Genomic DNA, 13,618 nt, shown 5'->3' with positions numbered 1-13,618 from the left:
GAGGAGATGTAGTGGGAAAACAAGCAAGAAGAAAGCAGACACGCAAAAAGGAAAAAAGCCAACAAAAAGAAAAGCTTTCCCACATGACTGAGCCGTGGCAGCGTTTGTATGAGCTGATTCAGAAAAAAGTGCAGTGAAATAGAAAGCAACCATCCTATCCCTCAAACATAGAGAGAGGTTGGCTGCTTTTTTTATTCGCCGGTGAAAATTTACAAATACTATAAATGTGATAAAATTAAAACAAAGAAACAAAGAAATTTGTAAACTTTGCTAAAGGAGGGAATAAACTATGGTTAATACACTTTACGAAACGGGGAAACTTAAAATGCAAGATTCTCGTAAGGCTAAGCATATTCGTGTCTCTGAAAAGCGTCAAATTACAATACCAAAATCTTTTTACGATACCCTTGGAATCGGAAGTGAAGTAGTGTGCGAGCTTAGGGGGAACGAAATTGTTTTAAAGCCGCTGCCGCAAGCTGTTGATTTTTCCACTGAAATATTAGAAGAGCTGATTCGGGAAGGCTATGAAGGTGAAACATTGTTGTCGGAATTTCAAAAAAGGAAACAACAGATTCGTCCAGCTGTTGAGCGATTGGTTGAAGAAGCTAAAGAAATTGCTAAGAAAACGATTGAAAATGACGATGATAACACAGAACTCCTCTTCGGCGATGTAAAGGAGTGATGGGTTATGCCTCCAATCGCTTATTTAAATCCCGCCAAAAAATATTTCAAAAAGTTGAAGGATAGAGCATTGAAAAAGAAGTTTTTTGATGCGATTCAGAAAATCCGGCTAAACCCCTATGCAGGACAATTGAAAACAGGGGACTTAGCCGGTATTTACTGTTATGATTTCTACTATAATGGAACCAATTACGAAATCGCCTATATTATAGAGGAAAAAGAAAACGGAGAAATCATCGTTGTTGTTTTAGCCGGTACCCGTGAAACTTTCTATGAAGATTTAAAGCGTTACATGAATTGAATCTCTTCCCTTCACTCCTCCATCGTCGATAAATCGCCGGCATCCAGTCCAAGCTCCCAAGCTTTTAGGACACGCCTCATAATTTTTCCGCTTCTTGTCTTTGGCAGGAAGTCGCGAATTTCGATTTCTCTTGGAGCCGCATGTGCAGCAAGCCCTTCTTTGACGAACTGCCGAAGTTCTTCTTCTAATTTTTCACTCTTCGTAAAGCCGTCGCGAAGTGCAACGTATGCTTTAATAATTTCACCACGGACCGGATCAGGCTTCCCAATGACCGCTGCTTCCGCAACAGCTGGATGTTCAACGAGCTTGCTTTCCACTTCAAATGGCCCAACCCGTTCCCCTGACGTCATGATCACATCATCATCCCGCCCTTGGAACCAGACATATCCGTCTTCGTCCATCGTCGCGAGGTCTCCGGAAATATACCAGCCGGGTATGGCGAAATACTCCTGCATCTTCTTCTCGTTTTTCCAAATGGCGCGCATCATGGACGGCCATCCGGCTTTAATGCAAAGCTTTCCCATGGATCCGCGGGGAACTTCATTGCCTTCCTCATCTAAAATTGCAACTTCGATTCCCGGAAACGGTTTGCCCATCGAGCCAGGCTTGATTGGCATGGAACGATAGTTGGATATAAGAATGCCGCCTGTTTCTGTCATCCACCAATGATCGTGAATGTCGAGTCCATATACTTTTCTGCCCCAATGCACGACTTCTGCATTTAACGGCTCGCCGACGCTCAATATATGACGCAAAGAGCTTAAATCATATTTCTTCACCGCTTCTTCACCAACAGCCATCAACCTTCTAAACGCAGTTGGTGCGCTAAGCCAAACGGTCACACCATACTTTTCAATCGTAGAATACCAGTCTTCCGGCGTAAAGCGGCCTCCCCGAATAACGTTTGACGCACCATTCAGCCACGGGCCGAAAATACCATATGATGTGCCTGTGACCCAGCCCGGATCCGCTGTGCACCAAAACACATCGTCCTCTTGCAGATCCATCACCCATTTTGCGGTTTGGTAATGCTGAATCATCGCATTATGGACGTGCAGGACACCTTTTGGTTTCCCTGTAGAACCTGACGTGTAATGCAGAATCATTCCGTCCTCCCTGTCCATCCATTCTATGTCAAGATGGCGGGATGCCTTTTTCATCTCTTCTTCGTAGCTATAAAAAGTGGTGCCTTCATTTGCTTCGGGAATTTCCCCGTCACCCGCTAAAATGATTCGTTTTAAAAGTGGCAAATGTTTATATGGCACGCGTGGCAATAAATCAGGTGTCGTCACAAGCGTTGATGCTTCACTATTTTCCAATCGATCACTGACCGCTTGTTCCATGAATGCTTCAAACAGCGGACCGGCAATTGCGCCGATTTTCAAAATGCCCATGAGGCTAATATAGATTTCCGGAGAACGGGGCATAAACAGAAAGACCCGTTCCCCTTTTTTTACACCAAGATTTTTTAACACGTTGCCGAATTGGTTTGATAAACATTTCATTTCCTGGAACGTATATTTCTCCTCGCGTTTCTGGTCGCTATAATAGAGCGCCACTTTATTTTTTCTCCATGATTCGGCATGGCGGTCAATTGCTTCATAGGCCATATTCACTTTGCCAGTCTCATGCCAAGAAAATTCTCTTTCTACATCGTCCCAAGAAAAGTTGGCGTATGCTTCATCATAGTTTACTAGATTCGGTTGTTTTTGCTTCTCAGCGATGGCCTTACCCACATAAATTCCTCCCTGTAAATTTTGTTACGTTATACATCAGACGAAGTTGAAGTTCTGCCTAATTTCCCAAAGTTGGAGCTTGCTGAAACGAATGCGCTTATACTTCTCTATACCCGGTACTTGCCTTAACATTAACCTCAGCATAGCGTACAGGATCAACTTCTTTTGATAAGATCGTGCCAATGTATCCTCCGAGGAAGCCTAAAGGTACCGAAATGATGGCAGGGTTCTCAAATGGGAAAATCGGGTTTCCGACAAATAATGCGGCACCTTCAACCGGCGAGAACACGCTTGGGCTAATCGATACGAGAACGAGTGCCGAGATTAATCCTGACAATACGGCTGTAACGGCTCCTGTTGTATTGAATCGTTTCCAATAAACCGTATACAGGATAACTGGCAAATTCGCACTTGCCGCGATACAGAAGGCGAGCGAAACGAGAAACGCCACATTTAATGTTTGTGCAAAAAGCGCTAATATAATCGAAAAAATGGATACAGCCAAAGCGGCGTAGCGCGCTGCCAACATTTGCTGGCGATCGGATGCTTTTCCTTTTTTAATAATTTGGCCGTATAAATCATGGGCAAATGCTGACGCACCCGACAATACAAGTCCCGCGACGACGGCTAGTATGGTCGCAAACGCAACAGCGGATATAAACGCAAATAAAATATTGCCGCCAAGCGCTTCCGCCAACAATGGTGCTGCCATGTTTCCACCAGGATTGGCGGCAATAATTTTGCTATCGCCGACAAATGCAGCCGCTCCAAATCCGAGGAAAAGGGTTAAAATATAAAAGATTCCAATCGTCCATGTCGCCGTAACGACGGAGCTTCTTGCCGTTTTTGCATCTTTCACGGTAAAAAATCGCATGAGAATATGCGGTAGCCCTGATGTCCCGAGAACAAGGGCAATCATGAGCGAAATCGTGCCGAGAGGGTTTGTGTACTGGAGCCCCGGTTTTAAATAATCCGCCCCGTGGCTTGTCGCTGTTTTCACTTCACTGAACATAGTGCCAATATTAAAATTGTATTTGAGCAGCACAAGGAATGAAATAATGATCATGCCGGCCATCAAGAGAACGGCTTTTACGATTTGAACCCAGCTTGTTGCAATCATTCCCCCGAACAATACGTAAATGGTCATCATCACACCAACAATCAAGACAGCAATCCAGTAATCAATTTTAAACAAAAGCTGGATAAGTGCTCCGGCGCCGACGAGCTGCGCAATCATATAAAAGATAACGATTGTAATCGTACTTAATGCGGCTACTCCCCTCACCTTTTTGGAGTCAAACCGTGAATTGATCATATCGGCAAGCGTATATTTGCCTAGGTTTCTTAATGGTTCAGCAACTAAAAACAGAACAACGAGGTATGCAATGAGGAAACCGATACTGTAAAAGAACCCATCGAATCCGTTCAGTGCGATCGCACCGGCAATTCCAAGGAAAGAAGCTGCCGATAAATAGTCGCCTGCGATCGCAATCCCATTTTGCCAGCCAGTCAATCCCCCGCCCGCTGTATAAAAGTCGCCGGTTGTCTTGGTTTGCTTTGCGGCATAATACGTAATGACGAGCGTTAAGAAAACAATCAAAAGAAAAAGGACGATGACAGTCATATCCATTAGACTTTTCCTCCTTTTTGTAGCTGATCTTCAATAATTTTATCTGCCTGTTCGTCAAACGTGTTTGCCTTTTTCACGTAAATCGTGCACAAAATAAACGTCATAGCAAACTGGGCAAACGCAAAAAGCCAAACCCATGAAATGTCTCCAATTGCCGGTTTGTTTAGAAACGTTGTGTAGGATGTGCAGATCGGAAGCAAAAAATAAAACACAAGGAAAAAGATCGTGTAGGGCACAATGAACTTTTTCCTGTCGCTCATTAGTTTTTTAAACTGTTCACTTTTTTCCACTTTGACATAGTCAATCTTTTTATCCGCATAATATTCTCTAGTGTAATCGCTTTCAACTGCCATTACAAATCACCCTCCTCTTCCTTTTTTAAGTTAGGAGATTTCTTAGATGACACAATTTCCAGCTACCACTCTCCTTTTTTAAATGATTGGAACGTTTTGATGTCAGTATAATCGTTCGGAAGATTCGGATGTTAAATTTTGATCCAATGGTTGATTTTAATGCTCGAATTGTTTTAATCCTTACTTGAATTGTTAACCTTCAAATAATTTGAAAAGCACTTTTCTTGCAGCACGGCTAACAGGCAGCTTTGTCTTGTTTTTATCTTTTAACGTGACGTTGCATGTCCCGTTGAACCAAGGTGTAATTTCTTGGACGTGATCAAGGTTGACTAAATAGCTTCGATGTGTCCGGAAGAACGGAAGCCCTTTCAACTTTTGTTCTAACTCCTGCAACGACATACGGCTCTTTATCACTGTATTTTCCGTGTAGATTTCGAGCATTCGATTAAACGGTGCCGCATAATAAATGGATTCGGGCGGCAAAACGATTGTACGCTCACCATCGTCAATAAGCAGTTTCGATGAAACAGGACGTTTCGATTGTTCACTAACATGATTGTCCTCAAGCTGCTTTAGCCGCTTTCGCACTCTTTTCATCGCTTTTAGAAACCGCTCTTCATCGTAAGGCTTTAATAAATAATCAATGGCTTCGATTTCAAAAGCATCGACAGCGTACTCATCATATGCCGTTGTAAATATAAATAGCGGCGGCTGAATATAAGCGAGATCGGTAATCCTTCTCGCCGCTTCCACCCCGGTCATCCCAGGCATTTGCACATCGAGAAAAATAACATCAGGCTCATGTTCCGTATAAAGCTCGACTAGCTGTTCACCGGTTTCGGCACTTGGACAAAGAATGACATCTTCCTCCATTTCCAGTAAGTAGGTTAATTCTTTTCTTGCCATTTCTTCATCTTCGGCAATTATTACATGGATGGATTTCATGACAGCATCTTCCTTTCTAATGGAATATCGCATGGGATATGAAAGGATACTTCACTTCCTATCGAAGGCAAATTGCGGATATGGATGCGTGACGATTCACCGAGCAGGCTGATGAGCCGCTGATTGACATTGTATAAGCCTGTCCCTTCACTCTGGTCCTCTGTTAATGGTTTATGAGGGATATCATTCAAAATATTCTCGGGAAAACCGCACCCATTATCCCGAACAAGAATGGATAAACGCCCGTCTTCCTTTCGGATGATCACTTCTACTTTTCCGTCTTTTGCTGTGTTCCGCAGCCCGTGCTGAATGCAATTTTCAACGATAGGCTGGATTGTTGATGGCGGAATATAAACGTCCGGAATATCCTCAGGCTCTACGAATTGGATATGCAGCCGGTTTGAAAAACGGGCTTGAATAATTTCGATATAAGCTTTCACGTGCTCACATTCCTGTTCCATTCTTACAAGCGATTTGGATACGAGGCGAAGGTTAAACCGCATATAATTGGCTAGCTGCACAGTAATGTGGCGGGCTTTACCCGGATTTTCCCGAAATAACGTTGCAATTAAGTGAAGCGTATTGAATAGGAAATGTGGGTTAATCTGTGCTTGCAGGTTCCTCAGCTCCGCATCCCGAATATGCGCTTTTAATTTTTCCGCTCCGATTACATTTAATTGGTTTGAAATCAATTGTCCCAGCCCTTGCGCAAGCATCAGCTCCACCGGCCTGATATGCTGCGCTTTACGAAAGTAGAATTTGATGAGCCAAGTGGACTCGTTTGCTTCGATGACTGGAATGATGATTGCAGCCTCAAGAGGACAGCGGGCATGTCCACAATTAATCTCTGTTTTTGTATAAGCCACCTTCATTTCTTTTGTACGCATCGCCTGATGTGAAACAGACGTCATGATTTGATCTCCGGGCCGATGGTGATCCGCCCCTAATCCTTTATGTGCCAGCACCTCTGTTCCGTTTGTAACCGAAACAGCCGCCAGCTTCAACCGCCCATACAGCAAATCGGCAATGCCCCTCGCCATATCACGCGGGTTATCTTTTTTCAAAAAAGGCAGTGCTTCCTCGGCGATCGTCAGCGCCTGTTTTGTTGCCAAAGCAGCCTCATTTTCCTGTTCGCTTAGGACGATGCCAATCATCGCTGTGAAAATGGCAATCGCAATGCTGTTGGACAAAACGAGCGGCAGCCCGACCGTGTCAACGAGAGCAACCATCTCATCCGCCTGAGGGTGCAAAATAAGCAGGATCTGCATCTGCAATACCGGGGGGAACACCCCGATAAATAATGCTTTCAAAGGGGAAATAACCCTTTCTTGCGAAAAAAAACGTGCTGTTAGCCCTGCCAAGAGGCCAGTAAGCGGATTGACGATGCCATTTGCAAGCCAGCCAATTCCGCCAACGAACATTAGATGGACACCGGCAATAATTCCAGCGCCAAGCCCAACGACAGGACCTCCCAGCAACCCCGCGATAACGATGGCAACAAGGCTGGAACCGACAACAAGCTGATCAGCTTCTGCTGTCCATACAAAATCTCGTATGACGACAAAATCACTCCCAATCACGACGCCCGTTATCGTGCTCGCAATCCCAAATAAACCAAAAACAAACGCATGGACGATCGACATTTTTAAGCTTGATTCACGGTAAAGCAATGAGCGAAAGCCGGGAGTCCGGGTCAGCACAAAGGCAATGTCGAGCAGCAATCCTTGGCGTTCAAATAGAATAATCGTCAAGTCTTTCACTGGCTCTCTCTCCTTATATCAATACCAGTCTGTGATTTGATAAAAAATTTCCTGAGTTCCCCGCTTGATTGTGCAGGTTCACGGGAAAGCACTGTTCCAAAAAATGCACCAATAAACCCAATCGGGATAGCGATGATGCCAGGGTTAGACAGCGGAAGGATTGGCTCTCTCGCAATCCAACCTCCATCCGGGTTCATCATATGCGGGCCAAGCATGAGAAGCGCAATCGATGCGACGAAACCACTAACCATTCCAACAATTGCCCCTGTTCGATTAAAGCGCCTCCAGTAAATGGTTAATAAAAGAACTGGAAAATTGCTTGAAGCCGCAAAAATGAATGTTAATGAAACAAGGAACGTCACATTAATATTTTCTAGCCTTAAAGCAAACAACGTAGAAATGATGCCAATTCCGAGTGCAGTCCAACGTGCCGCGTACAGCTGCTCCTTTTCCGTTGATTTTCCTTTTTTCATGATGTGATGATAAATATCATGGGAAAAAGCCGTCGTCGCTGAAATCACCAAACCTGCAACAACTGCAACGATCGTCGTAAATGCAATCGCCGATATAAATGCCAATAGAAAATCGCCGCCAACCTCCTTTGCCAAAAGCGGTGCCGCCAAATTCCCTGTCGCATCAGCTGAAATCAATTTTTGATAACCGAGCAATGCAACCGTACCAAGCCCAAGAATAAGCGTCATGACATAAAATAGGCCGATAATCCATGTCGCGCTAATGAGCGAGCGGCGTACTTCAAGCGTATTTCGAACTGTAAAAAACCGGATTAAAATATGCGGCAGCCCCGCCGTCCCTAACACTAATGCAAGCTGAAGCGAGAAAGCTTCAAGCGAATGATTGAACAAATGGCCCGGCAGGAAAAATTGCTCTCCAAGCGGTGTCCCACTTTTTACCTGTTCCAGCAAATCGGCCACATTCCAATGAAACCGTGAAAATACAATGAGCGAAAGGAGAAAGGTTCCCGACATAAGCACGACTGTTTTTACAATTTGTACCCAAGATGTCGCAATCATTCCTCCAAATACAACGTAGACCGTCATTAAACTCCCAATGACAACAACGGAAACGGAATAATCGATATTTAACAGCAAACGTATGAGCAACCCTGATGCAACAAGCTGTGGAATCATGTAAAGAATGGAAATCATAAATGCCCCAAAGGCCATCATGGCACGCATCCGGTTACCTGGGAAGCGTGTGCAAATGACATCTCCTAACGAATATTTGCCCAAATGATGGACGGGTTCTGCAATTAAAAACATAACAACTAAATAAGAAACTAAAAATCCGATGGAATATAAAAAGCCGTCATACCCATTAATTGCGATCGTGCCGACAATGCCTAAGAAGGATGCCGCGCTTATAAAATCGCCGGCAATCGCCATGCCATTTTGAAAACCCGTCAAACTGCCGGATGCCGTGTAAAACCGGTTTGCCGTTTTACTTCGTTTTGCCGCCCAATACGTAATAATTAACGTACAGACAATGATACAAATAAAAAACAAGAAGTAGGTAAGATTCACAATTCAGCCTCCTGTTTCAGCTGTTCCACAAATTGATCCAAGCGTTTTGCTTTGCGGTAATAAATCCATCCTAATATCCAAGTCAACGGAATTTGCAAAAAGGCATACAGCCAAGCCCACGTAAACCCTGTATCAAAAATTTTCTTATTCATAAACGTAGGGAAAACAGCTAAAGAAAAAGGCAAAGAAAAATAAAAAACAAATAGAAAAGCAAGAAGGTTAATCACTAGCTGTTTCTTTTCTTGCATCACTTGATGAAAGCGGCGTTCCATTCTATAGCCCCCCGTTATGTAGTCTGTAAATTGTTTTTATTATGATTATTGCCAAACCCTCGCTAATTGTAAAGAAGTTTGTCCGCTTAACAAATCCGGCTTGCCGGAAAAAACTAACTTTGGATTTTAACTAAGCGAAACGATGTCTGCTCTCACAATGACTTTTCCTTCGAGTTCAAGATCAAACAAGATGCCGCGCAGTTCTTCTTCTGATAACTTCATCTGTTCCGAAAGTGATAGAATCGAACTCGACTTTTCCTCGAATCCGAAGCAATTTCTCGAACGTAACGCTAAAATTATTGGGGTAAATGTAAAGACGTTAAGAGGCTGGGAGAATAATGTGCAAAAGCCAATTGCGAAGTATATGAAATTGTTAAATGAGTTTCTTGGCGTATTAAGTGAAGAATACGAATAGCCCTGCAAATGCAGGGTTAATTATTTATAATGCCCACCTTAACATTTGCTCTTATCCGGCGCAGCAAGTACCTAAATTCTCGACCTCAATATCCTCTTTTGTGAAGAAGAATTCCCATTCATGTCCATCCGGATCAGTGATCCAAAATTTGTCTTGTCTCGCATAGCAACAGGTTGTATCATTCTCATCCCGTGAAAAGAACCCTTGCTTTTCTAGTCTATCTTTGTGCTTTTGTAATTCTTCTGTACTGGTGACTTGGAAACCGAAGTGATTGATGTGATTGCCCTCAACACGTTCAACAGGTCTTAAGGTAAAGTTTAACCCCGGATCGTCTAATAAGAACTTGGCGTAATCCGGTTTCACCTTGACAGGTTGTGCGTCAAAGACCTTTGAGTAGAAGGCAATAGATGCCTCAAGATTTGTAACATTTAAACCTACATGGATATTCATAACAGTGAATCCTCCTTAAGGGTATTTTATTTATATCAAATTTTTTTGATGTTTAAACCAAAAAAATTTGTTACCAACACGTAGGGCGAAACAAGCAGCATAATTCGGGTGACAGCAAATGATTGACCTGACCTTGATTGAGTTCATAGTAATTCCAAGTTCCTTTTTTTTCCTGCTTAATGAGATTGGAATCCATCAATATTTTGAGATGATAAGAAAGCTTTGGTTGTGGCATCCCCATGATTTCGGTGAGGTCACAAACGCATACTTGACCTCGAATACATAATTCATTCATTAATTTTAGTCGTTTTGGATCAGCTAAAGCTTTAAATGTGTGAGCATAATACTCAAATGTTTCTTGATTAGCAGGGATCGTTGTTGTTGGGCTATTTGTCAATTTATTTCATCCTTACATCAAAAATATTTGATTTAACTAATAATATAAATGATAAATTGTCATTTCACAAGTAATAAATCAAAAAAAATTGGTTTATTACTTAATAAAGAAGAATGTGGTGGCTCTCCTTTTATTTTGCGGTTTCAGTAAATATTTTTATGCGCTCTTCAATTTGATCGCGAACACGTTGAAAAACTGCCCATTTTTCTTCTTCAGTCCCTTCAGCCTTTGCCGGATCTTCAAAGCCCCAATGATCACGGTTCACATGAGGCGGTGTCATTGGACACTTATCATTCGCGTCCCCACATAACGTGATCACATAATCCGCCGTATTTAACAATTCGTGATTAATTGTTGACGATTCTTGATTCGATATGTCGATTCCCACTTCATCCATCGCTTTGATCGCATTCAGGTTGACACCATGCGCTTCAATGCCGGCAGAATGAACATCAAATTTGTCACCAAGATATTTGCGAGCAAATCCCTCAGCCATTTGACTGCGACAAGAATTCCCGGTGCATAAGAAGAAAATCACTGGTTTTGACAAGACATATTCACTCCTTTTGTCTATTTAATCAACCTGTTTGAACAAGCAGGAGAAAATAGTATATTCCCTTATGAAATCATAAGAAGCCAAACATACAGGCCAAATAATGTAATAAACAGTGTCGGAATGGTTAAGACAATCCCCACTTTAAAATAATAACCCTATGAAATCTTTACGCCTTTGCTTTCCAACACATGAAGCCACAACAATGTAGCCAATGAACCGATTGGGGTAATCTTTGGACCTAAGTCGGAACCAATCACATTTGCATAGACAAGACCTTCTTTAATGATACCGGTTGTGTTCGTGTCCGCAATTGCAAGGGCATCAATCATCACTGTCGGCATATTATTCATTATCGAGGAAAGGAACGCAGCAATAAAACCCATCACCATCGTTGTGACAAATAACCCTTGATCAGCAGCCCCTCGTATGACGCTTGCCAACACGCTGGTCAATCCAACATTTTGTAAGCCGTAGACCACAACATACATCCCGACTGAGAAGAAAACAATATCCCACGGCGCGCCTTTAATGACTTGCTTTGTCGGAACAGCAGGGCTTCTTTTCGCCATAATCAAGAAGAAAATGGCAATGATCCCAGCTACAATTGATACTGGAATTCCAAGAAATTCACTTCCGAAATAACCTACTAACAATACAGCCAACACAACCCAAGATAAACGAAACATTCCCTCATCTTTGATGGCTTCTTTTGGCTCTAGCAATTGACTTAAATCATAGTTTCGCGGAATACCCTTTCGGAAGAATAAGTATAGGACAAGGATACTCGCAGCGATCGAAAAGAAATTCGGTATAATCATCCTTATTGCGTATTCGGCAAAACCAATGCCGAAAAAATCCGCGGAAACAATATTAACTAAGTTACTTACCACAAGTGGCAATGAAGCCGTATCAGCAATAAATCCACTTGCCATGATAAACGGTAAGACCATTTTCTCTTCAAATTTCAAGTTTCGAACCATTGCCAATACAATTGTTGTCAAAATCAATGCAGCACCATCATTGGCGAAAAAAGCAGCGACCACAGCGCCAAGCAAAATAATATAAACAAACATTTTAATACCGTTTCCTTTGGCAACCCGAGCCATATGAAGTGCTGCCCATTCAAAGAAACCAATTTCATCAAGTATTAACGAAATCAAAATCACAGCAACAAAGGTTAACGTCGCATTCCAAACAATGCCTGTAACGGTAAGAACATCTCCCCAGTCAACGACACCGACAAGGAGTGCAAGAATGGCTCCCCCACAAGCCGTCCAACCGATACCCAAACCTTTCGGTTGCCAAATGGCCAATACTAGTGTGATAATAAAAATCAATAATGATAATAGAACAGATGCCAATCCAACACCCTCCAACTAACCACAAGTAATTCGTTTACCTTCAGCTTCTAATGCCTCCAACTTTTCTTTTTGATCCGGAATATGTGTTAATAACGCTTCTATCAACGGATATGCTTCACTTTCTTTGTTCAGTGAATAGAAAATCCATTGACCTTTTCTTCTTTCTTTCACCAACTCCGCATCACGAAGCTTTCGAAGATGTTGGCTGATGGAAGGCTGACTCATATCAAAAACTTCAACAAACTCACAAACACAACATTCATGATGAGACATGAGCCCTATCATCGTAAGCCTAGTTTTATCCCCTAAAAGCTTTAACACACTAGTGGCCTTTTCGAGTTTTAAAACGGTTTTCTCCATAAAAAAATCATCCTTTCCTTAGATGATTATCAATATATAAGCATAAGCCTATATTTCTTGTTTTTAATATATAGGAATATAATTATATATGCAACTCCATTACCAAAAAAATGATCCTATTAAAGGACCGTCCATTATAAAGAACCAATTTGAAGAAGAAGATGTCAGTGTAACTTTAAAATAAGGTTTGGTTAAAAACACCTTGCAAACCTACATTTTACGTTAAATTCAAAAAACCCGTTTTGAAAAAAGATTGAACAAAACGGGTACATTCTTTGTGAAGAACTATACAATTTTTATAAAAAAGATTGATCATTTTCTACCTATGATCTGCAACAATCACGCCCGTTTGTTGAAAGGTTAATGAAATCTAAACCAAGCAAACCATTTCCCTTGTTTGTTTTTGGTCACAAAAATCTGTCTGTGTGATGCATCATATGCCGGTAAATATTGTGGAAACAGTACTTCCACAAACCAAGAATTGTTAGCTACTTCCTCTCCGCAATAATGTTTCGCCATTGCATAATAAGCTTCTGGATGTGGTGCTTTTGGAAGATGTGCTATGGTTTCTACTTTCCAACCTTTGTAATTATCGTCTTTATAAACCTTAGGAATTATTGTATTCAATGCATTTATAAGACCTTTATCTGAACTTACATGGCCCAAGTTTTGTAAGTTCGGACATTTACCGTTGTTAATTAAAAAAGGTACTTCCTCATTTGTTTCAGCAAATGATATTTGAGGGTGTATCAAGATTCCTAAAATACACATGTAAATAATAACTCGTAAATAATGATTATTGCGGATGAATTGAGCCACTTCTGCAGAGTTTTGAGCCAGTCAGTGCGGAAAAGAGAGCC

The 13,618-nt window shown here is 42.0% G+C and carries 16 protein-coding genes and 1 pseudogene; 4 read left to right on the top strand and 13 right to left on the bottom strand.

The genetic code is table 11. From position 1 onward, the window contains the following. Positions 1 to 11 precede the first annotated feature (11 nt). From DCC39_RS19690 to DCC39_RS15005, 3 genes are all read left to right on the top strand, one after another. Positions 12 to 137: a hypothetical protein gene (locus DCC39_RS19690; RefSeq protein ID WP_276309927.1), complete on the top strand. Its 126-nt coding sequence runs from the start codon at positions 12 to 14 to the stop codon at positions 135 to 137. A gap of 152 nt (positions 138 to 289) precedes the next feature. Further along, positions 290 to 682 carry an AbrB/MazE/SpoVT family DNA-binding domain-containing protein gene (locus tag DCC39_RS15010; protein ID WP_240613666.1) on the top strand — a complete coding sequence of 131 codons (393 nt, stop codon included), beginning with the start codon at positions 290 to 292 and terminating at the stop codon, positions 680 to 682. Positions 683 to 688: 6 nt separating this feature from the next. Continuing rightward, positions 689 to 982, top strand: coding sequence for a type II toxin-antitoxin system RelE/ParE family toxin (locus DCC39_RS15005; RefSeq protein WP_116555715.1), 294 nt, complete (start codon positions 689 to 691; stop codon positions 980 to 982). Positions 983 to 993: 11 nt separating this feature from the next. Here the strand turns inward: DCC39_RS15005 and acsA are convergent, their stop codons facing one another. The 7 genes from acsA to DCC39_RS14970 form a co-directional block, all read right to left on the bottom strand. Beyond that, positions 994 to 2,718: an acetate--CoA ligase gene (acsA, locus tag DCC39_RS15000; RefSeq protein ID WP_116555714.1), complete on the bottom strand. Its 1,725-nt coding sequence runs from the start codon at positions 2,716 to 2,718 to the stop codon at positions 994 to 996. A 97-nt stretch (positions 2,719 to 2,815) separates the two neighbouring features. Continuing rightward, positions 2,816 to 4,348, bottom strand: a complete 1,533-nt coding sequence (locus DCC39_RS14995) for a solute symporter family protein (RefSeq protein ID WP_116555713.1) — start codon at positions 4,346 to 4,348, stop codon at positions 2,816 to 2,818. Continuing rightward, positions 4,348 to 4,701 carry a DUF485 domain-containing protein gene (locus tag DCC39_RS14990; protein ID WP_116555712.1) on the bottom strand — a complete coding sequence of 118 codons (354 nt, stop codon included), beginning with the start codon at positions 4,699 to 4,701 and terminating at the stop codon, positions 4,348 to 4,350. Before DCC39_RS14990 ends, DCC39_RS14995 begins: the two co-directional genes overlap by 1 nt. Before the next feature lie 192 nt (positions 4,702 to 4,893). Beyond that, complete coding sequence (locus tag DCC39_RS14985) at positions 4,894 to 5,646, bottom strand: LytR/AlgR family response regulator transcription factor (protein ID WP_116555711.1); 753 nt, start codon at positions 5,644 to 5,646, stop codon at positions 4,894 to 4,896. Further along, complete coding sequence (locus DCC39_RS14980) at positions 5,643 to 7,406, bottom strand: LytS/YhcK type 5TM receptor domain-containing protein (RefSeq protein WP_116555710.1); 1,764 nt, start codon at positions 7,404 to 7,406, stop codon at positions 5,643 to 5,645. The genes DCC39_RS14985 and DCC39_RS14980 overlap by 4 nt, the downstream gene beginning before the upstream one ends. Beyond that, on the bottom strand, positions 7,403 to 8,947 hold the full coding sequence (locus DCC39_RS14975) for a solute symporter family protein (RefSeq protein ID WP_116555709.1): 1,545 nt from the start codon (positions 8,945 to 8,947) through the stop codon (positions 7,403 to 7,405). Before DCC39_RS14975 ends, DCC39_RS14980 begins: the two co-directional genes overlap by 4 nt. Continuing rightward, complete coding sequence (locus DCC39_RS14970) at positions 8,944 to 9,219, bottom strand: DUF485 domain-containing protein (RefSeq protein WP_116555708.1); 276 nt, start codon at positions 9,217 to 9,219, stop codon at positions 8,944 to 8,946. The genes DCC39_RS14975 and DCC39_RS14970 overlap by 4 nt, the downstream gene beginning before the upstream one ends. 190 nt (positions 9,220 to 9,409) lie before the next feature. On the opposite strand from DCC39_RS14970, the gene DCC39_RS14965 reads away from it, so the two are divergent. After that, entirely contained in the window at positions 9,410 to 9,634 is a 225-nt protein-coding gene (locus DCC39_RS14965) for a helix-turn-helix domain-containing protein (protein WP_116555707.1), read from the top strand. 51 nt (positions 9,635 to 9,685) lie between these two features. Here the strand turns inward: DCC39_RS14965 and DCC39_RS14960 are convergent, their stop codons facing one another. The 6 genes and pseudogenes from DCC39_RS14960 to DCC39_RS14935 form a co-directional block, all read right to left on the bottom strand. Continuing rightward, positions 9,686 to 10,084, bottom strand: coding sequence for an ArsI/CadI family heavy metal resistance metalloenzyme (locus DCC39_RS14960; protein ID WP_116555706.1), 399 nt, complete (start codon positions 10,082 to 10,084; stop codon positions 9,686 to 9,688). A 70-nt stretch (positions 10,085 to 10,154) separates the two neighbouring features. Further along, the gene (locus tag DCC39_RS14955; RefSeq protein ID WP_407071864.1) at positions 10,155 to 10,481 is read right to left on the bottom strand and encodes an ArsR/SmtB family transcription factor; all 327 of its coding nucleotides are present in this window, start codon (positions 10,479 to 10,481) and stop codon (positions 10,155 to 10,157) included. Positions 10,482 to 10,611: 130 nt separating this feature from the next. After that, entirely contained in the window at positions 10,612 to 11,031 is a 420-nt protein-coding gene (gene arsC / locus DCC39_RS14950) for an arsenate reductase (thioredoxin) (RefSeq protein WP_116555705.1), read from the bottom strand. 68 nt (positions 11,032 to 11,099) lie between these two features. Beyond that, positions 11,100 to 12,398, bottom strand: a pseudogene (locus tag DCC39_RS14945) (arsenic transporter). Positions 12,399 to 12,413: 15 nt separating this feature from the next. After that, complete coding sequence (locus tag DCC39_RS14940; protein WP_116555704.1) at positions 12,414 to 12,758, bottom strand: ArsR/SmtB family transcription factor; 345 nt, start codon at positions 12,756 to 12,758, stop codon at positions 12,414 to 12,416. 360 nt (positions 12,759 to 13,118) lie between these two features. After that, positions 13,119 to 13,529, bottom strand: a complete 411-nt coding sequence (locus DCC39_RS14935; protein ID WP_205948526.1) for a hypothetical protein — start codon at positions 13,527 to 13,529, stop codon at positions 13,119 to 13,121. Positions 13,530 to 13,618: the final 89 nt, after the last annotated feature.

Source organism: Pueribacillus theae (assembly GCF_003097615.1).
In the GTDB taxonomy this organism is placed as follows: domain Bacteria; phylum Bacillota; class Bacilli; order Bacillales; family UBA6769; genus Pueribacillus; species Pueribacillus theae.
Note: the sequence above shows the minus strand (reverse complement) of the source record. Positions and strands in the feature narration are given on the sequence as shown.

What these genes read in the sequence shown, in the direction of transcription:
- DCC39_RS14985 (WP_116555711.1), bottom strand. Translation starts at nt 5,646, where the DNA reads ATGAAATCCATCCATGTAATAATTGCCGAAGATGAAGAAATGGCAAGA.
- DCC39_RS15010 (WP_240613666.1), top strand. Translation starts at nt 290, where the DNA reads ATGGTTAATACACTTTACGAAACGGGGAAACTTAAAATGCAAGATTCT.
- DCC39_RS14935 (WP_205948526.1), bottom strand. Translation starts at nt 13,529, where the DNA reads ATGTGTATTTTAGGAATCTTGATACACCCTCAAATATCATTTGCTGAA.
- DCC39_RS15005 (WP_116555715.1), top strand. Translation starts at nt 689, where the DNA reads ATGCCTCCAATCGCTTATTTAAATCCCGCCAAAAAATATTTCAAAAAG.
- DCC39_RS14995 (WP_116555713.1), bottom strand. Translation starts at nt 4,348, where the DNA reads ATGGATATGACTGTCATCGTCCTTTTTCTTTTGATTGTTTTCTTAACG.
- DCC39_RS14960 (WP_116555706.1), bottom strand. Translation starts at nt 10,084, where the DNA reads ATGAATATCCATGTAGGTTTAAATGTTACAAATCTTGAGGCATCTATT.
- DCC39_RS14965 (WP_116555707.1), top strand. Translation starts at nt 9,410, where the DNA reads ATGCCGCGCAGTTCTTCTTCTGATAACTTCATCTGTTCCGAAAGTGAT.
- DCC39_RS14970 (WP_116555708.1), bottom strand. Translation starts at nt 9,219, where the DNA reads ATGGAACGCCGCTTTCATCAAGTGATGCAAGAAAAGAAACAGCTAGTG.
- DCC39_RS14940 (WP_116555704.1), bottom strand. Translation starts at nt 12,758, where the DNA reads ATGGAGAAAACCGTTTTAAAACTCGAAAAGGCCACTAGTGTGTTAAAG.
- DCC39_RS14990 (WP_116555712.1), bottom strand. Translation starts at nt 4,701, where the DNA reads ATGGCAGTTGAAAGCGATTACACTAGAGAATATTATGCGGATAAAAAG.